The sequence below is a fragment of the Streptomyces coeruleofuscus genome (assembly GCF_039532725.1).
Lineage (GTDB): Bacteria > Actinomycetota > Actinomycetes > Streptomycetales > Streptomycetaceae > Streptomyces > Streptomyces coeruleofuscus.
Window position 1 is genome coordinate 1 of the sequence record NZ_BAAASE010000020.1, and the last position, 24,556, is coordinate 24,556.

Annotated in this window: 23 protein-coding genes and 1 pseudogene; 15 read left to right on the top strand and 9 right to left on the bottom strand. The window is 69.1% G+C overall.

From position 1 onward, the window contains the following. The 9 genes from ABFX81_RS41435 to ABFX81_RS41475 all read left to right on the top strand — a co-directional run. A partial coding sequence (locus ABFX81_RS41435; protein WP_346139659.1) for a TOBE domain-containing protein occupies positions 1-209 on the top strand: 209 nt, incomplete at its 5' end. Between the two features lie 3 nt (positions 210-212). After that, on the top strand, positions 213-1,109 hold the full coding sequence (locus ABFX81_RS41440; RefSeq protein WP_086841526.1) for an ABC transporter permease subunit: 897 nt from the start codon (positions 213-215) through the stop codon (positions 1,107-1,109). After that, positions 1,106-1,972, top strand: coding sequence for an ABC transporter permease subunit (locus tag ABFX81_RS41445; protein ID WP_086841524.1), 867 nt, complete (start codon positions 1,106-1,108; stop codon positions 1,970-1,972). The genes ABFX81_RS41440 and ABFX81_RS41445 overlap by 4 nt, the downstream gene beginning before the upstream one ends. A 136-nt stretch (positions 1,973-2,108) precedes the next feature. Continuing rightward, positions 2,109-3,062, top strand: coding sequence for a succinylglutamate desuccinylase/aspartoacylase domain-containing protein (locus ABFX81_RS41450; RefSeq protein ID WP_086841522.1), 954 nt, complete (start codon positions 2,109-2,111; stop codon positions 3,060-3,062). After that, positions 3,059-4,522 carry an aldehyde dehydrogenase family protein gene (locus ABFX81_RS41455; RefSeq protein WP_086841519.1) on the top strand — a complete coding sequence of 488 codons (1,464 nt, stop codon included), beginning with the start codon at positions 3,059-3,061 and terminating at the stop codon, positions 4,520-4,522. The genes ABFX81_RS41450 and ABFX81_RS41455 overlap by 4 nt, the downstream gene beginning before the upstream one ends. A gap of 2 nt (positions 4,523-4,524) precedes the next feature. Next, the gene (locus tag ABFX81_RS41460; RefSeq protein WP_086841517.1) at positions 4,525-5,463 is read left to right on the top strand and encodes an aldo/keto reductase; all 939 of its coding nucleotides are present in this window, start codon (positions 4,525-4,527) and stop codon (positions 5,461-5,463) included. A gap of 40 nt (positions 5,464-5,503) precedes the next feature. Continuing rightward, the gene (locus tag ABFX81_RS41465; protein ID WP_086841515.1) at positions 5,504-6,175 is read left to right on the top strand and encodes a haloacid dehalogenase type II; all 672 of its coding nucleotides are present in this window, start codon (positions 5,504-5,506) and stop codon (positions 6,173-6,175) included. An 87-nt stretch (positions 6,176-6,262) separates the two neighbouring features. Next, positions 6,263-7,675 carry an aspartate ammonia-lyase gene (aspA, locus tag ABFX81_RS41470; RefSeq protein WP_086841513.1) on the top strand — a complete coding sequence of 471 codons (1,413 nt, stop codon included), beginning with the start codon at positions 6,263-6,265 and terminating at the stop codon, positions 7,673-7,675. A gap of 53 nt (positions 7,676-7,728) precedes the next feature. Continuing rightward, positions 7,729-8,463 carry an SDR family oxidoreductase gene (locus ABFX81_RS41475; protein ID WP_086841511.1) on the top strand — a complete coding sequence of 245 codons (735 nt, stop codon included), beginning with the start codon at positions 7,729-7,731 and terminating at the stop codon, positions 8,461-8,463. A gap of 44 nt (positions 8,464-8,507) precedes the next feature. Here the strand turns inward: ABFX81_RS41475 and ABFX81_RS41480 are convergent, their stop codons facing one another. Then, complete coding sequence (locus ABFX81_RS41480; RefSeq protein WP_346139660.1) at positions 8,508-9,518, bottom strand: LysR substrate-binding domain-containing protein; 1,011 nt, start codon at positions 9,516-9,518, stop codon at positions 8,508-8,510. On the opposite strand from ABFX81_RS41480, the gene ABFX81_RS41485 reads away from it, so the two are divergent. From ABFX81_RS41485 to ABFX81_RS41510, 6 genes are all read left to right on the top strand, one after another. Continuing rightward, a complete protein-coding gene (locus ABFX81_RS41485) occupies positions 9,512-10,705 on the top strand; it encodes a four-carbon acid sugar kinase family protein (RefSeq protein ID WP_086841507.1) in 1,194 nt (397 codons plus the stop codon). The two genes, ABFX81_RS41480 and ABFX81_RS41485, sit on opposite strands and share 7 nt — an antisense overlap. Next, on the top strand, positions 10,702-11,691 hold the full coding sequence (gene pdxA / locus ABFX81_RS41490; RefSeq protein WP_346139661.1) for a 4-hydroxythreonine-4-phosphate dehydrogenase PdxA: 990 nt from the start codon (positions 10,702-10,704) through the stop codon (positions 11,689-11,691). The genes ABFX81_RS41485 and pdxA overlap by 4 nt, the downstream gene beginning before the upstream one ends. A 43-nt stretch (positions 11,692-11,734) precedes the next feature. Next, on the top strand, positions 11,735-12,394 hold the full coding sequence (locus tag ABFX81_RS41495; protein ID WP_086841505.1) for a hypothetical protein: 660 nt from the start codon (positions 11,735-11,737) through the stop codon (positions 12,392-12,394). Between the two features lie 246 nt (positions 12,395-12,640). After that, a complete protein-coding gene (locus tag ABFX81_RS41500; protein ID WP_086841503.1) occupies positions 12,641-13,729 on the top strand; it encodes a homoserine dehydrogenase in 1,089 nt (362 codons plus the stop codon). Beyond that, entirely contained in the window at positions 13,722-15,152 is a 1,431-nt protein-coding gene (locus ABFX81_RS41505) for an aldehyde dehydrogenase family protein (protein WP_086841501.1), read from the top strand. The genes ABFX81_RS41500 and ABFX81_RS41505 overlap by 8 nt, the downstream gene beginning before the upstream one ends. After that, positions 15,149-15,280, top strand: coding sequence for a hypothetical protein (locus ABFX81_RS41510; protein WP_346139662.1), 132 nt, complete (start codon positions 15,149-15,151; stop codon positions 15,278-15,280). Before ABFX81_RS41505 ends, ABFX81_RS41510 begins: the two co-directional genes overlap by 4 nt. 588 nt (positions 15,281-15,868) lie before the next feature. Here ABFX81_RS41510 and ABFX81_RS41515 read toward each other — a convergent pair. The 8 genes and pseudogenes from ABFX81_RS41515 to ABFX81_RS41555 all read right to left on the bottom strand — a co-directional run bounded on the left by ABFX81_RS41515 (position 15,869) and on the right by ABFX81_RS41555 (position 24,315). Then, a complete protein-coding gene (locus ABFX81_RS41515; protein ID WP_346139663.1) occupies positions 15,869-16,078 on the bottom strand; it encodes a hypothetical protein in 210 nt (69 codons plus the stop codon). 42 nt (positions 16,079-16,120) lie between these two features. Further along, a pseudogene (locus ABFX81_RS42355) lies at positions 16,121-17,346 on the bottom strand (ABC transporter substrate-binding protein). A gap of 431 nt (positions 17,347-17,777) precedes the next feature. Then, positions 17,778-18,239, bottom strand: coding sequence for an AsnC family transcriptional regulator (locus tag ABFX81_RS41530; RefSeq protein WP_086841499.1), 462 nt, complete (start codon positions 18,237-18,239; stop codon positions 17,778-17,780). 532 nt (positions 18,240-18,771) lie between these two features. Next, positions 18,772-20,256 carry an aldehyde dehydrogenase family protein gene (locus tag ABFX81_RS41535; RefSeq protein WP_086841497.1) on the bottom strand — a complete coding sequence of 495 codons (1,485 nt, stop codon included), beginning with the start codon at positions 20,254-20,256 and terminating at the stop codon, positions 18,772-18,774. 60 nt (positions 20,257-20,316) lie between these two features. After that, complete coding sequence (locus tag ABFX81_RS41540) at positions 20,317-21,183, bottom strand: ABC transporter permease subunit (RefSeq protein WP_086841495.1); 867 nt, start codon at positions 21,181-21,183, stop codon at positions 20,317-20,319. Next, on the bottom strand, positions 21,180-22,076 hold the full coding sequence (locus ABFX81_RS41545; RefSeq protein WP_346139665.1) for an ABC transporter permease: 897 nt from the start codon (positions 22,074-22,076) through the stop codon (positions 21,180-21,182). Before ABFX81_RS41545 ends, ABFX81_RS41540 begins: the two co-directional genes overlap by 4 nt. Before the next feature lie 3 nt (positions 22,077-22,079). Further along, positions 22,080-23,219 carry an ATP-binding cassette domain-containing protein gene (locus ABFX81_RS41550; protein WP_086851957.1) on the bottom strand — a complete coding sequence of 380 codons (1,140 nt, stop codon included), beginning with the start codon at positions 23,217-23,219 and terminating at the stop codon, positions 22,080-22,082. Then, entirely contained in the window at positions 23,212-24,315 is a 1,104-nt protein-coding gene (locus tag ABFX81_RS41555) for an extracellular solute-binding protein (protein WP_086851958.1), read from the bottom strand. The genes ABFX81_RS41550 and ABFX81_RS41555 overlap by 8 nt, the downstream gene beginning before the upstream one ends. Positions 24,316-24,556: the final 241 nt, after the last annotated feature.

The window sequence follows — 24,556 nt, forward strand, 5'->3', positions numbered from 1 at the left end:
CCACCGATGACGGTTTCTGTACCGGCACGGTGGAGACCGCCACCTACGTGGGCACGTTGGTCCGCGCGGGGGTGCGGATCGACGGCGGTGACGCACCGTTGCTGCGCCTGGAGGTACCGGCCGGCCGGGGCCCCGTCGCCGGCGAGCGGGTCGGGATCACCACCGACCCCGACGACGTCAACCTCTTCCCCACCGAACAGGCAGGGTGAGCCATGGCCGCCACCCTCACCACCAAAGCACCCGCGCCACCGCGCAAGCTCCTGGCCTCGCGCAAGACCCGGGCCGGGATCCTCTACGCACTGCCGGTCGTCGTCTACCTGCTGGTGCTGTTCGTCTACCCGATCTTCAGCACACTGTTCCTCAGCCTGAAGAACGCCAACGGGTCATTCACGTTGCACTGGTACGCCGATGCGCTGACGGGCGTCAACCTCTCCGTCCTGTTCACCACGCTGCGGATCTCCGCCGAAACGGCGCTGCTCAGCCTCGTCTTCGGCTTCCTCCTGGCCAACGCGATCTCCCGGCTCAAGCCCCTGTGGGCGGCACTGGCCATGCTGATCGTGGTCGTGCCGCACTTCATCAGCGCCCTGGTGCGCACCTACGGCTGGATCATCCTGCTGGGTGACAAGGGCCTGGTCAACGAGACCCTGGGCGCTATGGCGGTACCAGGAGCGCCGTTCCGGCTGCTCTACAACGAGCTCGGTGTGGTGATCGGCACGACCTCGATGATGCTGCCGTACACGGTGCTGCTGCTGTACGGGGTGATGCGCGGCGTGGACCGCCGCCTGCTGGCCGCCGCGTCCAGCATGGGCGCGGGACGCGTGACGATCTTCCGCCGGATCTACCTGCCGCTGGTGGCTCCCGGGCTGGCCAGTGCCGGACTGCTGAGCTTCATCCTGTCGCTGGGCTACTACATCACCCCGGCCCTGATGGGCGGACCGAACCAGACGATGATCGCCACCCTGATCAACCAGCAGGTGACGAAGGAAAACCAGTGGAACGGGGCGGCCGCCCAGGGCGTCATCCTGCTGCTGCTCACCCTTGCCGGGCTGCTGCTGGTCAAGCTCGTCAGCTCCCTGGGCGCCAGCCGCAGGAAGAGGAGCAACTCATGATGGAGCTGCGCAAGACCCTCGCCGGGCGGATCGCCCTGACAGCGGTCGCCACCGTGATCCTGCTGTTCCTGGCCCTGCCGATCGTCGTCATCCTCGTCACCTCCTTCAGCAGCAACGCCTTCGCCGCCTTCCCCCCGGACTCCTGGACGCTGGGCTGGTACAAGGCACTGTTCGCCGACGGCAGCAAATGGCCCGCCGCCCTGACACTCAGCGCGTTCGTCGCGTGTCTGAGCACCGTGTTCTCGCTGATCATCGGCGTGAGCGCGGCGACCGCCCTGACCCGCAGCGAACTCCCGCTGCGCTCCGCGGTCTACGCCCTGGTCCTCGGCCCCCTGCTCATCCCGCAAATCGTCACCGCACTCGGGCTGTTCCTCCTCTTCGAACCCGCCGCGATGCTGGGCAGCCCGCTCGCCATCGCCCTCGGCCACACCGTGCTCGCCTCACCCATCGCAGTCCTCATCCTCATCGCCACCCTGCGCGGCATCGACGAACGCCTCGAGGACGCCGCCGCCAGCATGGGCGCGAACCGGCTGACCATCGCCCGGCGCATCACCTTCCCTCTCGCCGCGCCCGGCATGATCGCCGCGGCGATCTTCTCCTTCATCACCAGCTTCGACGAGTTCTACATCTCCCAGTTCCTCTCCTCCGTCGACACCGTCACCCTGCCGGTCCAGGTCTACAACTCCCTCACCTTCGACATCGACCCCAGCGTGACCGCGATCAGCGCCATCCTCATCGCCTTCGCCATCCTCGCCCTCGCCCTGGTGGCCCTGGTCCGCTGGCTCGGCTCCGGACGGCAGGACTCCCTGCTGTCGGTCGAGAACACGGTGGGCGTCGCGACTCCTGGGGGCGAGGCCGTATGACCACCACTGCTCAGTGGCACCTGCTGCTGACCATGGCCGCCCACGAATCGCTCGGCTCCGCGAGGAAGACCACCTCGTCGTCCCGCCTCGCCGAAGCGTCGGCTCGCATCTGACGCATGTTCTGGAAAGGAACCACATGTACTCCATCGGTCCGCTGACCGTCGCCCCCGGCGAGCGCGCCCAGGGTCTGATCCCGGTCGGCACCAGCAGCTACGGCGTTGAGCTCGGCATACCTCTCATCGTCGTCAACGGCACCGAGGACGGCCCGGTCCTGTGCGTGGACGCGGGCGTGCACGGCGACGAGTACGACGGCCAGGAGGCCATCCGCCGCGTCCTCGCCGAGATCGACCCCGCCACCCTGCGCGGCACTGTCGTCGGCATCCCCTGTATGAACACCCCCGCCTTCGAGGCGGCCGCCCGCGCCAGCGGCCTTGACCACCTGAACCTCAACCGGATCTTCCCGGGGGACGCTGAGGGCTCGTACTCGCAGCGTCTGGCCGCCACCTTCGTCGAGCAGGTCGTCCCCGCCGTCGATGCCGTGGTCGACCTGCACACCGGCGGTGCCTACGGCGAGATCGCCCCGCTGGTCATCCTCCAGGGAGGTTACGAGGACCTGGCGACGGACATCGCCCTCGCGGCCGGGCACGAACTGGTCTGGAAGGGCGGCAAGTGGGGCGGCACGATCCGCCATCCCGTCCTCGAGGCCGGCAAGCCCGCCATCACCATCGAGTGCGGTGGCGCCACGTACCGCGAGGTCAACGTCGCGCACCACATGGACTCGATCCGCAACATCCTGTGCCGCCTCGGCATGATCGACGGCGAGGCGGAGCTGCGGGACTCCTACACGACGGTCTCCGGCACCTTCGCCCGCTCCGCCGCCGGCGGCTTCTTCGTCGCTCACGCCGAGCCGGGGGAGACCTGCAAGGAAGGCGACAGGATCGCCACCATCACCGACCACTACGGCAACACCCTCGAAGAGGTGTCGGCCCCGCAGGACGGCATCGTGCTGTGGGTCCGCCGTATCCGGACCGTGCGCCCCGGCGACGAGGTCGTCATCTTCGGCGCCGTTGAAGGGGAGATCCGGCCGTGACCGGCGAACGCGAGCAGGCGAAGCACGTGGACCTGTTGATCGACGGCAAGCAGGTGCAGGCCGCTGACGGCCGCACGTTCACCGCGATCGACCCGTCGAACGGCGTGGCCATCGCCCACGTGGCGCTGGCCGGCAAGGCAGAGGTGGGCCAGGCCGTGGCGGCGGCGCGCGCGGCCTTCACGGCACCCGAGTGGGCGGCGATGCGCGCCGCCGACCGGGGCAGGCTGCTCCACAGGATCGCCGAGGCTATCCGCGAGCAGGGTGAAGGGCTGGCCCGGCTGGAGAGCCAGGACGTCGGCAAGCCGCTCAGCCAGGCCCGGCGAGACGTGGAGGCGGCCGCCCGCTACTTCGAGTTCTACGCGGGCGTCGCCGACAAGCTCGGCGGGACGACGATCCCGCTCGGACCCGGTCTGATCGACTACACCGTCCGTGAGCCCATCGGCGTCTCCGGCCAGATCATCCCGTTCAACTACCCGCTGCAGAACACCGCCCGGGGCTCCGCCCCGGCGCTGGCCGCAGGCTGCACGGTAGTCCTCAAGCCCTCCCCGGAGGCACCGCTCACCCCGCTGGAGATCGGCAGGATCGCCCTGGAGTGCGGCCTTCCGCCAGGTGTCCTGAACGTCGTCCCCGGCGACGCCGAGACGGGCGCGGCCCTGGCCGGCCACCCCGGCATCGACCAGGTCACCTTCACCGGCTCCGTGCCGACCGGCATCAAGGTGGCGCAGGCCGCCGCCGCCAACGTGGTGCCCTCCGTGACGGAGTTGGGTGGCAAGTCCCCGGTCGTCGTCTTCGCCGACGCCGATTTCGACCTGGCGCTCGAAGCCGTGGCCGCCTCCGCGTTCGGCAACGCCGGGCAGACCTGCTCGGCCGGAACCCGGCTGCTGCTCCAGCGCGGCGCCGAGGAGTTCCTGGAGAAGCTCGTCGCGCACGCCGCCTCCCTGCGTGTCGGTCCGGGCCTCACCGACCCCGACGTCGGTCCCCTGGTCGCCGCGCGGCAGCGGGACCGGGTCCTCGGTTACCTGGAACTGGCGCGGGAGGAGGGCGCCGTCGCGCGGGCCGGCGGAGGCGCCCCCGCGGACCCTGAGCTGGCCGACGGTTACTACGTCGAGCCGACCGTGCTGACCGGACTGGACAACCAGGCCCGTTGCGCTCGTGAGGAGATCTTCGGTCCTGTCGTCACGGTCATCGAGTTCGAAGACGCGGCCGAGGCCTTGGAGATCGCCAACGACAGTCCGTACGGCCTCGCCTCCTATGTGTGGACCCGCGACATCGACAAGGCGATGCGTCTGGCGGAGGGCATCAGGGCCGGTCAGGTCTTCGTCAACGCCACCGGTGTCGGCACAGGCGTCGAGCTTCCCTTCGGTGGCTACAAGCACAGCGGCTGGGGTCGGGAGAAGGGTCTCGAGGGCCTGTCCAGCTACCTGCAGACGAAGAACGTCTGCATCGGATTCCGGAACTGAGCATGAGGTACCGCCTCATCGGAAAGCGGGGCCCGACCGTGTCGGTGGTCGGCGTGGGCGGCAACAACTTCGGCAGCCGCCTCGACGAGGACGGTACGAAGGCCGTCGTCCACGCCGCCCTCGACGCGGGCATCACACTGTTCGACACCGCCGACGTGTACGGCGGACTCGGCGAGGGCGGCGGCTCGCGCGGCGACGGCGAACGCCTCCTCGGCGCCGCCCTCAAGGGCCACCGTGACGACGTCGTCCTCGCCACGAAGTTCGGTATGCAGATGAGTACCGAGGCCGACCTGTACGGCCGGCGCGGTGCCGGCCCCTACATCCGGTATGCCGTCGAAGCTTCCCTGCGCCGCCTTGGCACCGACCGGATCGACCTGTACCAGTACCACGAGCCCGACGGCCTCACCCCGCTTCAGGAGACGGTCGCCGCGCTGGAGGAACTCGTGGCCGAGGGCAAGATCCGGTATCTCGGATGTTCCAACCTTCCGGCCGAGCGGCTCACCGGTGCCTTCGTCTCCACCCAGGCCCGCTATCACCTGCTCGACCGGAAGGCCGAGAACGACCTGATCCCTGCCTGCCTTCGCCACGGCGTGGGCCTCCTTCCGTACTACCCGCTGGCCAACGGCCTGCTCAGCGGCAAGTACCGGCGCGGCGAGGAACCCCCGCCCGGCAGCCGGCTGTCCTGGCGACAGGGCTGGCTCACCGACGCCGCCCTCGACCGAGTCGAGGCCCTCACCGCGTACGCCACCGAGCGCGGCCTGACCCTCCTCCAGGTCGCCGTGGGCGCCCTGGCCGCGTTCCCCGCGGTCGCCTCCGCGATCTGCGGCGCCATGACTGCGCAGCAGGTCACGGCCAACGCGGCGGCGGCCGACTGGGTCCCCGACGCGGCCGACCTGACCGCACTCGACGCGATAGTCGCCCCCGGCGAACGCATCGTCTGAGCCCAAGCTCCCCGAAACCCGTGAATCGAGGCTGCACTCCGTGCGAGAGATCGTCACCTTCGATGCCTACGGCACCCTGATCGACTTCCAGCTCGGCCCCACCACTCTGAAGATCCTGGCCGATTCCGGCCGGCTGGACCTGGACAACCTGGAAGTCGACGAGTTCCTCGACGACTTCCGCGTCATGCGCTTCCAGGCCGTCCTGGAGGCCTACCGCCCCTACCACGAGATCCTGCACTCCAGCCTGCGAAACGCCATGCGCCTGCACGGCCTGGAGTACCGCGAGTGCGACGGCGACGCCCTCGTCGAGGCCGTCCCCACCTTCGGCCCCTTTCCGGAGGTCCCGGACGCCCTGCGACAGCTGAAGACCAGGTACGAGATCGCCATCATCTCCAACACCGACGACAAGCTGATCGCACGCAACGTCGAGAACATCGGCGTCGAGTTCGACCACGTCATCACCGCCCAGCAGGCCGGCGCCTACAAGCCCGACCGGCAGACCTTCGAGCACGCCTTCCACGCCATCGGTGTCGAGCCGTCCCAGGTCATCCACACCGCCCAGGGCTGGGAGTACGACCTCATCCCGACCCGCGGGCTCGGCCTCAAGCGCCGCGTGTGGATCAACCGCTACGGCCGCCCGGGCAGCGCCGACTACCAGCCCTACGACGAGCTGCCCGACCTGACGGGCCTGCCGAAGCTGCTCGGCTGCTGATCCGCGGCGACAGGGCCGAGCGCGCAGTGATGCTGCCGCCCTTGAACCCATGCCTGAAGTGCTCCGAGAAAGAAGGCCCCTCCCGCCATGACCGCCTCAGTCACCCGCAGCGAACACGACCTGCTCGGAGACCGGGACGTCCCCGCCGACGCGTACTGGGGCATTCACACCCTGCGCGCCACCGAGAACTTCCCCATCACCGGCACTCCGATCTCCGCCTACCCGCATCTGATCGACGCCCTGGCCGCGGTCAAGGAGGCCGCCGCCCTCGCCAACGAGGAACTGGGCCTGTTGGAGCCGCGAAAGGCGAGCGCGATCGTCGCGGCCTGCCAGGAGATCCGCGTCGGCAAGCTGCACGACCAGTTCGTCGTCGACGTGATTCAGGGCGGCGCCGGCACCTCGACCAACATGAACGCCAACGAGGTCGTCGCCAACCGGGCCCTGGAGCTGCTCGGCCACAGCAAGGGCCAGTACCAGCATCTGCACCCCAACGAGGACGTCAACCTCGGTCAGTCGACGAACGACGTCTACCCGACCGCCGTGAAGATCGCGACCGTGTGCTCGGCGCACGGCCTGCTCAAGTCCATGGCCGCCCTTCAGGACGCCTTCGCGGCAAAGGCCGTTGAGTTCCGTGGCGTCCTGAAGATGGGCCGCACCCAGCTTCAGGACGCGGTGCCGATGACATTGGGGCAGGAGTTCTCGGCGTACGCCGTGATGCTCGACGAGGACCGCAGCCGCCTGGCCGAGGCAGTCGAGCTGGTCCATGAGATCAACCTGGGCGCGACGGCGATCGGGACGGGCCTCAACGCCCCCGCCGGGTACGCCGAGGCCGCCCGTCGTCACCTCGCCGAGATCACCGGGCTGCCGCTGGTCACCGCCGCCAACCTGGTGGAGGCGACCCAGGACTGCGGCGCGTTCGTGCAGGTGTCCGGCGTGCTGAAGCGCATCGCGGTCAAGCTGTCGAAGAGCTGCAACGACCTGCGGCTCCTGTCCTCCGGCCCGCGCGCCGGCCTCGGCGAGATCAACCTCCCGCCCGTGCAGGCCGGTTCGTCGATCATGCCCGGCAAGGTCAACCCGGTGATACCCGAGGTCGTCAACCAGGTGGCCTTCGAGGTCATCGGCAACGACGTCACCATCACCATGGCCGCCGAGGCCGGACAGCTCCAGCTCAACGCCTTCGAGCCGATCATCCTTCACTCGTTGTCGGAAAGCATCACGCACCTTCGCAACGCCTGCCTGATCCTGGCCGAGCGGTGCGTGTCCGGCATCACCACCAACACCGAGGCGCTGCGCGCGAGCGTGGAGAACTCCATCGGCCTGGTCACCGCCCTCAACCCGCACATCGGCTACACCACCGCCACCGACATCGCCAAGGAAGCCCTCGCCACCGGCAGGGGAGTCGCGGAACTCGTCCTGGAAAGAGGCCTGTTGTCTGCCCAGACGCTCGCGGACCTGCTGCAGCCCGAAACCGTCGCAGGCCGCGGCCAGGCACTGGCGTGAACAGACAGCCCACGCTCGACGACGAACCCACCACTTCTTGGATCGGAACGAACATGAGACTCCAGGACGTCAACACCGTGATCACCGGTGCATCGAGTGGGATCGGTCAGGCTGTGGCCTCCCACTTCCGCCGGGAGGGGGCGAATCTTCTGCTGACCGGACGGCGGCCCGAGCTGCCCGAAAACCATCCGGAGGACCTCTACCTCCCGGGCGACCTCAACGACGAGGCCTTCGTCCGCGAACTCGCCGCCCGAGCAGCGAACCACCTGGGGGACGTGGGAGTGGTCGTCCTCTGCCATGGACTGCAGGCGTCCAGCCCGCTCGAAGAGATGACCTACGACGCCGCGCGCGACGTGCTCCACGGCAACCTGCTCAGCGCGTTCCTGGTCATGAAACACCTGATGCCGCTGGCTCCCGAGCCGGGAGCGTCGATCGTGTGCGTCAGCTCGCGCCTCGGCATGGTCGGCATGCCGAACCAGACCCTGTACTCCGCGGCCAAGGGCGGCCTCATCGCACTCGCGCGCGGCGCTGCCATGGAATGGGCCTCCCGCAACATCCGCGTCAACGTGGTGGCGCCAGGTCTGACCGCGACGCCGATCATCGAGGCTTCGTTCCAGCGACGACCGGATGCCGCTGCCTACCGGCGCGTGAGGGAGGACTCCATCCCGCTCCGCAGGCTCGCCACCCCCGAAGAGGTCGCCGATGCGGTCCTCTTCCTGGCCTGCCCCGAGTCGTCATACGTCACCGGCGCCGTGCTTCCCGTGGACGGCGGCTACACGGCGTTCTGAATACGCCTGTCCCCGATACACCGGAAACGTGTCCTGGGAATGCCCTAGGAATCGTTTTCGAGCTGGCTCGTCTTCGCCCGCAGCCATGCCGTCAGCCGGCGGACGCGTCCGTCCTGCTCGGGTGATTGACGGCTGAGGAGGTGGTAGCTGGTGCCGTCGGGGACGAAACCGAAGGGTGCGACGAGTTGCCCTCGTTCCAGGTCGTCGCGCGCGACGGCATACGGTGCGATGGCGACCCCGACGCCGGCCGCGGCGGCCTGGAGGGTCAGGTAGAAGTGCTCCAGGGTCTGCTGGGAGGCGGGCTCTGCTTTCATGCCGGTGATGCGTCGCCAGTCGTCCCACGCCTGCGGTCGTGTGTCGGTGTGCAGAAGGGCTACCTGCGACACACCGGCGCCGGTCAGGCGTGCCGCGAGCTCGGGCCGGCAGACGGGTCCGATCCGCTCTGCGAACAAGCGGGTCCGGCTCGTCGCCTCTTCGGGGAAAGGGAAGTCGTCTCGACGGATCGCGAGGTCGATGTCGTCCCGCTCGAAGAAGACGGGGCCGCCGCCTGCGGACAGGTGGACAGCGACGTCCGGCACGTTCACGGCCAGATCGGGGAGCCGGGGAATGAGCCATCGCATCAGGAGTGTGGGCTCACACGAGAGGGTGAGCGGTCCTGCGGGGGTGCGGTGTGAGATCTGCCGGGCTGCCGCATCGATCTGATCGAGCGCATCCCGGACGACGGCCGCCAGCTGTCGTGCCTGCGGGGTCGGACGCAGGGCGCGTGTCTGTCGCTCGAACAGCGATATTCCAAGGGACCGTTCCAGGTTCTGCACCTGCCGGCTCACCGCGCCGTGCGTGACGTGCAGTTCCTGCGCCGCTGCGGTCATGCTCGCGTGCCGGACGGTCGCCTCGAAAGGCAGCAGAGTATTCAGAGGAGGAAGGTCCGGCCAACGCATGCGTGAATTGTACTCACAGGTCTTGTGAGAATGAATCGTTTGTCCTGCCCTTTCATCTGAACGACTATTGATCTGGTCACAGCGAAGAGCGGCTGACGGAGAGGTGAGGCATGACATCCCGCAACGGCGTACGGCAGGAAATTGCCATCCTGGCGGACGACCTCACCAGCGCAGGGGACGGTGCCGCGCCGTTCCGCCAGGCAGGCCACGACGCCCGGATCCTGCTCACCACCCCAGCAAGCGTGCCTCGGCCCGCCGTGGGCGTGAGCGCGGTCGACCTGGGGAGCCGGGTGCTGGACGAGGAGGCCGCCGCTTCGCGTACGCGGCGGGCGGCCCGCCTGTTCGCCGACTCCGAGTTGCTGTTCAAAACGGTGGATTCCACTCTGCGCGGTCATGTCGCGGCAGAGGTCCGGGCCGCATGGGCGGGATCGCGCAGGCGGGCCGTCGTCATCGCTCCGGCCTTTCCCGCTGAGGGCAGAGTGACGGTGGAGGGTGTCCAGTACGTGCGGGGCGTGCCGGTCCACGAGAGCGACTACGCCCGCGACCCGGTACACCCCGTGCGCTGCTCGGACCTCGCCATGCTGTTCCCGGAGGCCGTTCTCGTGCAGCCGGACCGCGCAGCCGAGTTGCCCGATCTGATCGAAAACGGTGACCTGATCGTCTGCTCCGCCGCCGAAGACGGCGACCTCGACCGTCTGGTGGCAGCGGTGCCGCGGCTTGACGACGTGTTGTGGGTCGGCTCCCCGGGTCTGGCGGCCGCCCTGGCCCGAGGGTGTGCACGCGCTACGGGCAGCACCGCATCACTGCCGACCCCGGCCCGACGTCCACTGATCGTGGTCGGCAGCACCAACCCGGCGACCCGACGGCAGTTGGCCACGCTGCACACCAGGGCGGACGTCCAGGGGATCACCGTCAGCGCCGATCCGGCCCCGGCCGTGGAGGCGCTGCGAGGCCTGACAGCCCCCATCCTCACCCTGCGGACACCCGATGAACGCCACACGGCCCAGACCGCACAAGTACTGGCCCGCTCCCAGGCAACGGTCGTCAAGGCGCTGAGCGAAGACCACACGGTCGACGCACTCGTCATCACCGGGGGAGAAACGGCCACTACCGTGCTCCAGCCCCTCGGCGCTACCGGCATCGACCTGCTCGACGAACCCGAACCCGGCGTCGTCCGCGGATCCCTGACCGGCCCCCTCCCTCTTCCCGTGCTGATCAAGGCAGGCGGCTTCGGCGACGACGCCCTGCTCCTGCGCCTGTGCCACCTCATCCGACAACGCCCCGACCCAGGAGAGCACACATGACCCCGATCGCCATCACCATGGGCGACCCTTGTGGCATCGGCCCCGAGATCACCCTCAAAGCGTGCGCCGATCCCCGGCGCACCGTGCCCGTCATCGTCATCGGCGACATGGACGTCCTCGACCGCGCCGACAAGATCGCCGACACCCAGCTCGCACTCCGCCCCATCTCATCGGTCGATGAGGCGGAGTTCGCACCCGGCACGGTGGACGTCCTCGCAGAGAACGGCCTTCCGGCCGACCTGCCCTGGGGCACACTCGACGCCCGAGCCGGAGCGGCTTCCTTCCAGTACGTCCGCCGCGGTATCCAGCTCGCGATGGCCCAGGAGATACGGGCTCTGGTGACCGCGCCGATCAACAAGGAAGCGCTGCGCCTGTCCGGCGTGCCCTACCCCGGGCACACCGAGATCCTCGCCGACCTGTCCGGCACCACGGACTACGCGATGATGATGGCCACCGAGGAACTGCGGATCGTCCTGGTCACCGTGCACCAGTCACTGCGCACCGCGATCGACGCGATCACCACCCCGCGGGTACTCGACATCATCCGCCTGACCCACCGCACGCTCCAGCGCAGCGGCCTGCCCGCCCCCCGCATCGCCGTCGCCGGCCTCAACCCCCACGCAGGGGAGAACGGCCTTTTCGGCCGCGAGGACCTGGACATCATCACCCCCGCCATCCAGAGCGCCCAGAGCGAAGGCATCCAGGCCAGCGGACCCTGGCCCGCCGACACCGTCTTCATGCGAGCCCGCGCCGGAGCCTTCGACGCCGTGGTCGCCCAGTACCACGACCAGGGCCTCATCCCCGTCAAGTACCTCGGGATCGAACACGGCGTCAACATCACCATCGGCCTGCCGTTCGTCCGCACCAGCGTCGACCACGGCACCGCCTTCGACATCGCCGGTCTCGGCACGGCCGACCACACCAGTCTGCTCGCCGCCCTGACCCATGCCGACCGCCTGTCCTCAGGGGCACCGGCCCGCCCCTGACCCACCGAACACATCAGCCCCGGAAAAGGAACCGAAAGACGCCATGGACTTCATCTTCATGCTCACTCGCGACGACCGCACCGTCACGGACTGCCTCGAGGTCCTCGACACCATCGAGGACCTCGGCATCACCCATATCGGATTCAAAGACATCGGTGTCGACCCCGACACCCTCTCCAAGCTCCACACCCGCATCAAAAACATGGGCGCCACCACCTACCTCGAAGTCGTCAGCACCCACCGGGACCAGGCACTTGCCTCAGTACGGACGGCCACCGAACTCGGCGTCGACTGGCTGATGGGCGGCACCTGGATCGAGGAGACCCTCAACGTCCTGCACGGCACATCCATCGGCTACCTGCCCTTCGCCGGAGAGCCCCTGGGGCACCCCACCCGCCTGGCCGGCACCGCGGACCGCATCACCGATGACTGCCGACGAGCCGAGGCCGCCGGCTGCGCCGGCGTCGACCTCCTCGCCTACCGCGCCACCGATGCCGACCCTCTCGATCTGGTCCGTGCCGCCCGCGCCGCCACCACCGGCCGCCTGGTCGTCGCCGGCTCCATCACCAGCACCGACCAGATACAGGCACTCGCATCAGCCGGAGCCGACGCCTTCACCATCGGATCCGCCGCTTTCGACGGCACCCTGCAGCCCCACGCCGGCACCCTCCGATCCCAACTGGCCGCCGTCGTGGGCCTGTAGCGAGAACCGGCCCGGAAAATCAGAAGGAAGCGGCGAAGAGCGCCCCGTGCGTGCGGGAGTGGTCACCGCTTTGCCGTCACTGCACGGCCCCGTGAGTCGCCGGACCCAGGGTGGGCGAACCGTCATCACAACGGTGCAGATCGGCATGCCGTGTGGCCATTGCGGCATGGAGCAGGTGACAGGCGCGGAAGCGAGGCTCTTAAGCAGCCGCACCGTGAAGGCGGCGGACAGTGAAGGAGCGATCTCATGGGCCGATACGATCTCGCCCTCATCGGGTTCGGCGGCGTCAACCGCGCGCTTGCCGAGCTCATATCCCAGAGCGGGGAGCGCCTGGCCGAGGAACTGGGCTTCGCCCTGCGGGTGGTGGCGATCACCGATCTGCGGGCCGGTTCCCTGGTGGACACCGACGGCATCGATCTGGCGCCGCTGGTGGCCGCCGAGCCCGGGGAGCTGAGCTTCGCGGGCAACGCCGGCGGCAGCGCGGATCCGCGCAACGAGTGGGTGATCCGCGAGGTCCCAGCCGACATCGTCGTGGAGGCGACGTTCACCAACCCCGCCGACGGCGAGCCGGCCCTCTCCCATGTGCGCTGGGCTTTGGAATCGGGCAAGCACGTGTGCACCACCAACAAGGGACCGGTCGCACTCGCCGGCCGCGCACTGAAGCAACTGGCTGCCGAGCGTGGTGTCAGTTTCGAGTTCGAGGGCTCGGTCCTCAGCGGCACCCCCGTCCTGCGCACCGCCGAGCGCATGTTCGGCGGCCTTCAGATCACCGGCGTCCAGGGCATCATGAACGGCACCTCGAACTACATCCTGGGCCGCCTCGCAGAGGGCATCGACCTTTCGGCAGCCATCGCCGAGGCCCAAGAGCTCGGGTACGCCGAAGCCGACCCCACCGCCGACATCGAGGGCCACGACGTCCAGCTCAAGGTCATGATCCTGGCCAACGAGGTCCTCGGCGCCGACCTGCGCCGCGAGGACGTCTTCTGCGAGGGCATCTCCGCGATCACTCCCCACGAGGTGCGGGACGCCGCCTCCAAGGGGCTGCGCTGGAAGCTGGTCGGTTCCGCCACCCGTCACGAGGACGGCAGCGTCGATGCCCGCGTCGCCCCGCTCGCCCTGCCCGCCCATCACCCGCTCGCCGGTATCTCCGGCCCGGTCAACGCGGTCGCCTTCCACACCGACCTCCTCGGCACGGTCACGGTGTCCGGGCCGGGCGCCGGGCGCATCGAGACCGCCTACGCCCTGCTGTCGGACATCATCGCCATCCACCAGCGCCACGCGGACGACGACACCGCGCCCACGCGCCCCGTCCTCCAGGAGACGCACCGTGTCTGACACCGCCGTGCCGCCCGGCATCGAACTGGGCACCGACACGGTGCCCGTGCACAACCCCTACACCGGCGAGGTCATCGCCTCGGTGCCCACCGTCGACGCGGGCGCCGCCGGTAGCATCCTGCAGCAGGCCAGGTGCGGGCGCCGCACCGCCGCCGCGCTGTCCCGCGCCTCCAGGGCCGCGGTCCTGGAACGCGCCGCCCATCTGGTCGAGCGGCGCGCCGAGTCCTTCGCCCAGCTGATCGTCAGCGAGGCCGGCAAGACCATCACCCAGGCCCGCAAGGAAGTCGCCCGCGCGGTCAACACCCTGTCCCTGTCCGCGGCCGAGGCGCGGCGCAACGCCGGCGAGGTCATCCCCTTCGACTCCTACGAGGGCTCGGAGAAACGGCAGGGCTGGTTCACCCGCGAACCGCTGGGCATCATCGCCGCCATCACCCCGTTCAACGACCCCCTCAACCTGGTCGTCCACAAACTCGGCCCGGCCATCGCAGGCGGCAACGCGGTCATCCTCAAACCGTCCGCTCTGACACCGCTGTCCGCGCTGCGCCTGGTCGACACCCTCATCGAGGCGGGCCTGCCCGAGGAGATCGTCACCGTCGTCAACGGCGATGCCGACATCGGCGCCGCGATCGTGGCCGCCCCCGACGTGCGCATGGTGTCCTTCACCGGCGGATTCGCCACCGGCGAGGCCATCTCCCGCACGGCCGGCCTGAAGAAGCTCGCCATGGATCTTGGAGGCAACGCCCCGGTCATCGTCATGGACGACGCTGACCTGGACGAGGCCGTGGCCTCCTGTGTCTCCGGCGCGTTCTGGGCCGCGGGCCAGAACTGCATCGGCACCCAGCGGATCCTCATCGCCCACGAGGTCTACGAGCGCTTCCGCGACGCCTTCGTCGCCCGCACCAGGCTGCTGCGCGTCGGCGACCCGCTCGACGAGCGCACCGACGTCGGCCCCATGATCACCCCGGAGGCCGCGGCCGCCACCCGGGCCAAGGTCGACACGGCGGTGGCCGAGGGCGCGGCGCTGCTGTGCGGCAACGACGCCACCGGCGCCCTGTACGCGCCGACCGTCCTGGAAGACGTCCCGGCGACCTGCTCGATCTGGCAGGAGGAAGTGTTCGCCCCGGTCGTCGTGCTGCAGCCGTTCACGTCCTTCGAGGACGCCATCGAGCAGGCCAACGCCATCGACTACAGCCTCCATGCGGGCATCTTCACCTCCCGCCTGGACCGCGCCCTGACCGCGGCCCGGCTGCTGGAAGCCGGCGGAGTCATGATCAACGACTCGTCCGACTACCGCTTCGACGCCATGCCGTTCGGCGGATTCAAGTACGGCAGCATGGGCCGCGAAGGCGTGCGCTTCGCCTTCGAGGAGATGACCCAGCCCAAGGTCGTCTGCGTCAACCACATCAGCGAAGTGGTCCAATGACCGCCTTCCGCGCCGAGCGCGAACCCCTGGGCCCGCTGGAGCCGGAAGTCGGTCGGCAGACCGACCAGCGGCTGTCCCGGATGCGTCAGTCCGAGGGCACGGACACGGGTCAGCACCGCGCCGCGTAGCGTACGGCCCTGACCGCGCATTTGGGCGGTGATCTTCCCGGTCTCGGCCAGGAACGCGAGCCGGTTTCAGACGGCGACGATGTCCCCCGGCCTCTGGAAAACCCTCAGGGTTCATCTGGCTGGCTACCCACTCCGCCCGCAAAGCAGCGGCCCAGAACGGCTCGCCCGACAGCGTCTCCGGCACCACCCTGCTGGCCGGGGTGGACCGAGGGCGAGTGAGGGCAGCACCATCGACATCGGCGTACCGGTCCCTCCCAGCCGCTGGAGGGGAACCAGCCCAGCCACACTCCGCACATGGTGGCAAGGAATGAGGCGAGCAGGAACTTGGGCAGCGCCCCGAGGACGGCGACGCTTATGGCCCCTGTCGCCTGGTGCGGTCGTCGCCGGGAGCCGAGATACAGGATGCGGGCACTGACCAGCGCGGAGACCGCGATGGTGACGACGAGCGCCCCGAGCATCAGCGTGACGGATACCTCGAAGGCGCTCGCCACCTGGGGCAGCACCGCCTCACCTGACACCCAGGACGTGCCCGCGTCGCCCTGTGGCAACCCGCCCAGCCACTGCGCGAGATGCCCGAACGGCTCCTCGTCAGCTCCAGTTGCTCCCGAACGGGAGCCGGCCCCTCCGGAGTCGGATCCTGGCTGGCGGAACGGGCCCGTAGGACAGCGCGGGGTCGTTGCCGGCCAGCCAGGGCAGCAGGGCCACCGCCGTCGGCAGCGCGACCCCGGCGGTGAGGCGACCGAGGCCCGCGCGCCACCGGGACGGGCGCGCCTCGGTACCGGCCGACATGACGCTCATCGGCCGCTACTTCAGGTGGGTGTCCACGTCGATCAGGGAGCGCTAGCGCGGGTCGAGGAGCACACCCTCGACGTCGGTGGCGATGCCCTGGACGACCCTCTCGTGGACCAGCGGTACGACGGCGTCGGTGCGCAGTATCTGCGCCTCGGCGGCCATGATCTTCTGCTGCCGCTTTGTCACGTCGCCCTCCTCTGCGGCGGACTTGATGGCCTGGTCCACCTTGGCGTCCTTCAGACGGGCGATGTTGTACACGCCGTCGCTCTTGTAGTCGCTCGCCAGGTAGGCGACCGCGTCGCCGGTGTCGAGGAGCACCACCCGGGAGAAGACGAGCGCGTCGTACTTGCCGGCGAGGAGGTCTGCCTCCATCTGTGTGTACTCCCGTACGTCCTGCTTCACGGTGAACCCGGCCTGCTCCAGCTGCTGCTGCAGCACGGAGGCGGCCTCGGGCAGCTCCGCGCGGTTGGTGAAGGCGGCCAGACGCAGGACCTTGCCCTTCGTCCTGGACCGGACCTGTGCGGTGGTCGCGGCCTTGGCACGGCCGGTGACCTCGACACGCTTGTCAGCCGCCCAGGACACGGCGGGTCCGAACAGGCCCTTCCCGGGGTCGGCGTACCCGCTGAAGATCGAGTCGACGAGCGCGGAGCCGTCCACGGCCTCGCGGGCCGCCGCGCGCAGCGCGGGGTCGGTGAAGATGCCGCTGCCGGTGTTGATGATGAGACTGTCGGTCCGTACGGAGGGAACTTCGTGACGGGTGTTCGCTCCAGCAGCTTCGCCTGGGAGGTGGGGATCCACTCGACAATGTCGACGTCGCCGCCGCGCAGGGCTCCCGCGCGGGCGGTGCCGTCGGCGATCCAGGTGACGTCGACGCCAGGCGCCTTGGCCTTGCCGCCCCAGTAGCCGTCGTAACGGTCGAGCGTGGCCTTGGACTTGCCGGTGAGCTTCGTGACCTCGAAGGGGCCGGTTCCGGTGCCGACCGGGCTGGCGGTGCCGTCCTCCGCGTACGCCTTGGCGGAGAGGATGGCCAGCACCGGGCTGGCCAGGCGCAGCGGGAGCACCGGATCGCTGTGCACGAGGTAACGCCGTCCGCGCCCGGATGGCTCCGCTATGGCGTGACCTGGCTCATCCTTGCTCCATCTGACCCGCGAGCCGGCTTCCGCCCATGCGGCGAGGGTCGGCGGCGTACCCGCGAACGGCCACGTCATTGGGAACTGCAACCCAGCTTCGCGGTAGGCCCACGGTCCCCTGGCCCAACGCCTTCGGCCGCACATGCGGCCTGCCTGCCGACCGCAGGTTCTACCGCCGATCGACCTGCGCGACGAGTGGACCCTGGCACTGCTGCTGGCCTGCGAGACCGGGCAGGCCCGCCGGCCGGTCGCCCAACACGCCGACGTCCTCGCGGCCGAACGCCGCACCCGGTTCAGGTCCACAGTGTTCTGAGCGTGAGTTCGACGCCGAGGCGTCCGCGCGGGCAGGGTTGCGGATCGCGCGCCCTCGCGGCGGCAAGCGGCTCGTATCCCAGCGCGGGAGGGCACCGGACCTCCGCAGCAGAGACGATCACTGTCAGCAAGAGGCCGTGGGCAGCTGAGCCTGCCATCGGCCGCATGGACCGCGACAGAGGTGGCCCTGGTCACTGGGGCGGACGTGGTGGACCTCGTGGTCCAGCGCGGGCTGCCGGCCAGGGAAGAGGCAACGGCGCTGCTCACCCCTGTGCCGTAGAACTCCGCCCTCCTCTCGGGCGGTTGACGACGCTGGACAGGGTGAGCGCGGTGACCGTGTCCCGAACGCCGGGCATCTGGGCGATGTCCTCCCAGATGACTCGTACGCGTTCCAGCGAGGCCGCCTCCAGGCGCACCATGATGTCGAAGTCGCCGCTGAGAATCTCGCAGATGACGACCTCCGGGATGCGTTTGAGCGCGGCCAGGACGTCGCCTCCGCGCATGCGGTCCTGGCGGTAGACGAGTACGAGCGCCGAGACGACATTGCCGGTTTCGTCGCCCGCGCGAACGATGGTGTATCCGGCGATGTGGCCCTGGCGCTCCAGCCGTTCGATGCGCTGGCGCACCGCATTGCGGGACAGCAGCACCTTGTCGGCCAGCTCGGAGTGCGAGATGCGGGCGTTGCGGGTCAGCTCGGCGATGATCTTCTCGTCGATGGCGTCCACGGTCGACCGTCTCCTTCATGAAGTCGGTGGAGATAGCGGCACCCACGGCACGCGGATCGCGGGTGCCGTGGGTTCCTGCGGAGCATGGTGCGTGTTGGTTGCTGATCATGCTCAGGATGTGCCCTGCCCGGGATCAGAGGCGGCAGCGCAACGCGTGTCGAGCCTCTGGACGCCGGGCGTGGTTGTGCACGTTCGTGCCTACGCCGACAAGAGGGCAGCCCGGTGAGGAGGAACCGAAGCTCCCCACCAGGCTGCTGTGGCAGCTTGACGCCCCAGACACCTGCCCAGCTTCTGCAGAATGCCCCCTGCCATCGGTGACCAAGCACTGCGAGCCAGGCACCAGCGGCGGGAACTGCTTGACAGCGCCGTCCGGGCGACCAGAACGGCGGTATCAGGACCGCCGCCGGAGACTGGTGGTCTCCCGGGGCGGATTCGGCCGCGCCGCTGGTGGACGTCGCGGAACGGGTCATCATCCCGGTCACTGCGTTGCCCGGCCGGCACGTGGGCGAGCCCCGCGCTCGTGTCGGCTTGCTCAGGTGTGGAAGCCGGGCATCGACAGGTACTTGAGCTGCTGGTACTCGTGGAGGCCCTCGGGCCCGCCCTCGCGGCCGAGGCCGGACTGCTTGACCCCGCCGAAGGGTGCCGCGACCTCCGAGACCAGGCCGCGGTTGATGCCGACCATTCCGGCCTCCAGACGGGCGGCGACCCGGCGGGCGCGGTCGATGTGGGACGTCATCACATACGACGCGAGGCCGTGCTCGGTGTTGTTGGCCACCGCTATGGCTTCGGCCTCGGTGGCGAACCGGTGGATGGCGGCGACGGGGCCGAAGACCTCCTCATGCATGATCGCGGCGTCGGCGGGGACGTGGTCCAGCACGGTCGGGGCGGCGTAGTGGCCCGGCCCGTCAGGGACGTCCGCCTTGCCGATGACGACGGCACCACGGGCCACGGCGTCCTCGACGAGGTGGCGGACCTTGTCCACCGCCCGGTGGTCGGCCAGCGGACCGAGCTCGGTGCCCTCCCGGCCCGGGGGCCCCACCCGGGTGGCGGCCATCCGTTCGGCCATCGCAGTGGCGAACGCGTCGGCGATTTGCTCCTGGACCAGGAACCGGTTGGCGCCGACACAGGACTGGCCGCCCAGCCGCATCTTCGCGATCATCGCTTCGCGGACCGCGAGGTCGAGGTCGGCGTCGTCGAAGACCAGGAACGGCGCGTTGCCGCCAAGCTCCATCGAGGTGCGCAGCACCCGCGCACCGCTCTGCTGAAGCAGCAGCCTGCCGACCGGGGTGGACCCGGTGAAGGACACCTTGCGCAGCCGGGGGTCGGCCAGCAGAGCCGTGGTGACGGCTGCTGCGTCGCTGCTGGTGATCACGGTCAGGACACCCGCGGGCGCACCGGCCTCACGCGCCAGCTCCCCCAGCACCAGGGAGGACAAGGGGGTCAGCGCGGCCGGTTTGAGCACGGCGGTGCAGCCGGCGGCCAGGGCGGCGGCGACCTTACGGGCAGCCATGGCCAGCGGCACGTTCCACGGAGTGATCAGCAGGCAGGGCCCGACCGGTTCGGCGACGGTGACGATGTGACTCCTGCCGTCCGGGGAGGGAGTGCTGCGCGCGTGCTGGCGGACCGCCTCCTCGGCGTACCAGCGGAAATAGGCCGCGGCGTAGTCGACCTCGCCCCGGGCTTCCGTGATCGTCTTGCCGATCTCCAGGGTGATGATCCGGGCCAGCCGCTCGCGGTGTTCGGTCATGGCGTCGGTGATCCGGTGCAGGACGGTCGCCCGGTCCCGCGGGCTGGTGAAGGCCCACCGATCGGCGGCCGCGGCCGCAGCTTCCAGCGCTTTCAGCGCGTCTTGCGCGCCGCAGTCGGCGACAGTTGCTATGACCTCTTCGGTTGCGGGGTTGCGCACCTCGAAGGTGCGACCGCCGGTGGCGGGTTGCCAGTCGTGGGCCAGGAAGCCACGGGGGACGGATTCCAGGACTGCCGACTCCCCTGAGGGAGCGGTGAGGGAGTCAGTCATGCGCGTGGCTCTTTCGCTGATCGCAGGATGGTGTGTTGAGAGAGCACGATCGGTGGGTGGTCATACGGCTTCGCCTCCGGGATTGGCGACGCCGACCGTGTTCTCGACGGAGAGAAGGGAGTTCTGCCGTCCGGAGCCGAGCCAGCGCACCAGGGCGACGAGGCCGAGGGCGAGGATGGCAAAGGCGATGAGGATGGCGCTGACTGCCGTGACGCTGGGGTCGATGTCGAAGGTGAGGGAGTTGTAGACCTGGACCGGCAGGGTGACGGTGTCGACCGAGGAGAGGAACTGGGAGATGTAGAACTCGTCGAAGCTGGTGATGAAGGAGAAGATCGCGGCGGCGATCATGCCGGGGGCGGCGAGGGGGAAGGTGATGCGCCGGGCGATGGTGAGGCGGCCGGCGCCCATGCTGGCAGCGGCGTCCTCGAGGCGCTCGTCGATCCCGCGTAGGGTCGCGATCAGGATGAGCACTGCGATCGGCGCGGCCAGCACCGTGTGGCCGAGGGCGATGGCGAGGGGGCTGCCCAGCATCGCGGCCGGTTCGAAGAGCAGGAACAGCCCGAGTGCGGTGACGATCTGCGGGATGACCAGCGGCCCGAGGACCAGGGCGAAGACCGCCGAGCGCAGCGGGAGTTCACTGCGGACCAGAGCGGTCGCCGCGGTCACAGCGATGATGAGGGAGAAGACGGTGCTCAGGGCTGCGACCAGAGCGCTCAGGGAGAGCGCGGCGGGCCATTTGCTGCCGTCGGCGAACAGTGCCTTGTACCAGTTCAGCGTCCATGCCTCGGGCGGGAAAGCTGCGAAGGCGTTGTTGCTGAAGGAGGTGACGAGGATGACGACGATCGGCAGGGCCAGGAACAGCAGGATGACGGTGGCGACCGCCGTGAGAGCGACCCGCCCGGCGATGGTCTTGCGCAGTTCCATCATGACGCGCTCCTCTTCTTGCGGCTGGCGCCGATGGAGCTGACGAGCTTGACCAGCAGCAGTCCGGCGAAGGTGAGCAGCAGCAGGATGACGCCCTGGGCGGCCGCCCCGTTCCACTGGTTTTCCTTCGTCACCTGCTGGTTGATGAGGGTGGCGATCATCGTCTGGTTGGGGCCGCCCATCAGGGCGGGGGTGATGTAGTAGCCCAGGGAGAGGATGAAGCTGAGCAGTCCGGCGCTGGCCAGGCCGGGGGCGACCAGCGGCAGGTAGATCCGGCGGAAGATGGTCACGCGTCCGGCGCCCATGCTGGACGCGGCCGCCAGCAGGCGGCGGTCCACGCCGCGCATCACGCCGTACAGCAGCAGCACGGTGTAGGGCAGCATCATGGAGGTGGTACCGATGACCACACCGAGCTCGTTGTAGAGCAGCTGGAACGGCGTTCCGGGGACCGACAGGGCGGTCAGGGTCTCGTTCACCAGGCCCTTGTCACCCAGCAGGATGATCCAGCCGTAGGTACGCACCAGCGCGCTGACGAAGTGCGGCACCACCACGACCAGCATCGCCAGTCCCGCCCACAGGGGCTTGAGCCGGGAGATCGCCTGGGCAAGGACGAACCCGAAGACGAGGCTGAGCACCGCCGTCTCTGCGGAGATCCGCAGCGTGGTGAACAGGACCGACAGGTTGACCCCGGTCAGCGCGTCGGCGTACCAGTGCAGGGTGAACGATCCGTGGGCGTCCTTCAGGCTCAGCAGCAGGGTGCTGAAGATCGGGTAGACGAACAGCACCAGCAGATAGACGACGACCGGCAGCGCGTAGAGGATGCCGGCCCGGGTCTTGCGCGAGGCCAGGAGCTTGCGCGGACGGGCGGGGGCCCCCGCAGTGAGGGTGGCGGCCATGGCTCACCCTGCCTGTTCGGTGGGGAAGAGGTTGACGTCCTCGGGATCGGCGGTGATTCCGATCCGCTCCCCGGTGACAGGGCCCCGGCCGGCCGGGACCTCCAGGCGCAGCAGCGGCGCCTCCTTGCCGTCGACCCGAACCCCCGCCCGCACCAGCGTGCCCACGTAGGTGGCGGTCTCCACCGTGCCGGTACAGAAACCGTCGTCGGGGGCGCAGGCCCGCAGCCGGCCCGGCTGAACGGCGGCCCTGACCGGGGTACCGGAGGCCAGCTGGTGGCGCCGTGCCGTGATCAGGCCGCCGGACGCATCGAGGCGGACCAGGGAGAGCTCGTCGGTGTGCTGCTCGATGCGGCCGGACAGGAAATTGGCCGCGCCGAGGAAGTCCGCCACGAACGGAGTCCTCGGGCGTTCGAACAGCTCCCGGGGGGTGTCGAACTGCTCGATCAGGCCGTTGCGCATCACCGCGATGCGGTCCGACATGACCAGGGCCTCTTCCTGATCATGCGTCACGTAGATGACGGTCAGGCCGAGTTCCCGCTGGATGGTCTTGATCTCGACCTGCAGCTGGTCGCGGAGCTTCTTGTCCAGCGCGCCCAGCGGCTCGTCCATGAGGATCACCGGCGGGCGGTATACCAGCGCCCGGCACAGGGCCACACGCTGCTGCTGGCCGCCGGACAGCTCACGCGGCTTGCGGCCGCCGAACCCGGACAGACCGGCGATCTCCAGTGTCTCCCCGACCCGCCTGCGGATCTCGTCCTTCGGCACTCCGCGCAGGGTGAGCGGGAAGGCGACGTTCTCGCTCACGGTCATGTGCGGGAACAGCAGGTACTGCTGGAACACGAAACCCAGGCCCCGCTTCTGCGGCGCGAGCTTTGTGACGTCGCGGTCCCCGACGGTGATGCTGCCGGAGTCGGGTTCGCAGAAACCGGCGATCATCATCAGGGTCGTGGTCTTGCCCGATCCGGAGGCGCCGAGGAAGGTGACGAACTCTCCGGCCGCGATCTCCATGGACGCCTCGTCGACCGCGACGACGTCCCCGTAGGTCTTGCGCAGGGCCACCACCGACAGAGCTTTGCCGGTCGCGGTGGCCGGCTTGGCGTCGGCCACCTCGACGGACGGTGTCACCACATCGAATTCAGCCACGAGCCCACTCCAGCCAGCGCTTGGTGATGGCCGATTCGTTCTTCAGCCACCAGTCGATGTCCGCGTCGAAACCCTTGTCGTAGTACTTCGGCGCACCTGCGGACGCGTTGCGCTCCTCCTCGGAGAGCTTGGTGTAGGCCACCGGCGAGGACGGGTTCGACGGGAAGAATTTGACCAGGTTGGCCTGGCTCTCAGCCCGCAGTGAGAAGTCCATCAGCTTGTAGGCGTTGTCCACGTTGGCCGCGCCCTTGGCGATGGCATAACCCGAGAACTGACGGCGCATACCGTTCAGCTGCCGCTCCACAGGAACACCCTGCTTCTGAAGATCAGCCAGCCGGCCGTCCCAGACGGTCGACATCGTCACCTCCTCGCGGCTCAGCAGCACACCCGGGAGCGGGCCGCTGTCCCAGAACTTCTTGATGTTCGACCGCAGCCGGGTCAGCACCTTGAAGGCGCGGTCCACATCCAGCGGGTACAGCTTGTCCATCGGCACACCGTCGGCCAGCAGCGCGAACTCCAGCTCCGGCAGGTCACCGTCCGGATGGACCATCGCACGGGCACCCTGGAACGCCTTGGTGTCCCAGAAGTCCGCCCACGACTCCGGCTTCTTACCGCCGAACGCGTCCGTGCGGTAGGCGATGCACTGGCCGTAGAAGGCGTGGCCGATGGCATGCTCGGTGATCTGGGCCTCGGGGATCTTCGCGCTCTTCACGCTCTTGACCCGGTCGAGGTCCAGCGCCTCCAGGGCATCCTGCTTCACATACTTCAGGTGGGACATCATCGAGTTGTTGATGAGGTCGCACTGCGGACGGCCCTGCTTGATCTGCGCCAGCAGCGGGGCGTCGTCCAGGTTCAGAACCTTGACCTGGATGCCGGTCTCCTGGGTGAACGGCGTGTAGATCGCCTTCTGCAGGGCCGCGCCGTAGGAACCGCCGCTGTCACGGACGACCACCGTCTTGCCGGCGCCCTTACCACCGCTGGCCGAGGTACGGCTGGTGCCGGTGCCGCAGGCGGCGAGGGAGGGAAGAGCGGCGACGGCGGCGATGCCGCCTGCTCCGCGCAGGAGCGCTCTACGACCGATCTGGGCATCACTCATGGCAATACTCCTCATTTGGGGACGCGTGGGACCAGCTGTGCGGGGGCTTTACCTCGCGGGCTGCGGGGGGGGATGGTGCAGCGCGGCGAACGCCGACAGAGCACCGTCCGCTTGCGTTTGCCGATCGCCGCTTTGGGCGCGGCTTCGCCGTGGATCGAGATCCCTGACGACCTTGTCGTGGGAGCGACGTCGGCTAGAAGAGGTCTTCACCAGAGCCGCAGCATGAGGGCTCTAGTGAGGG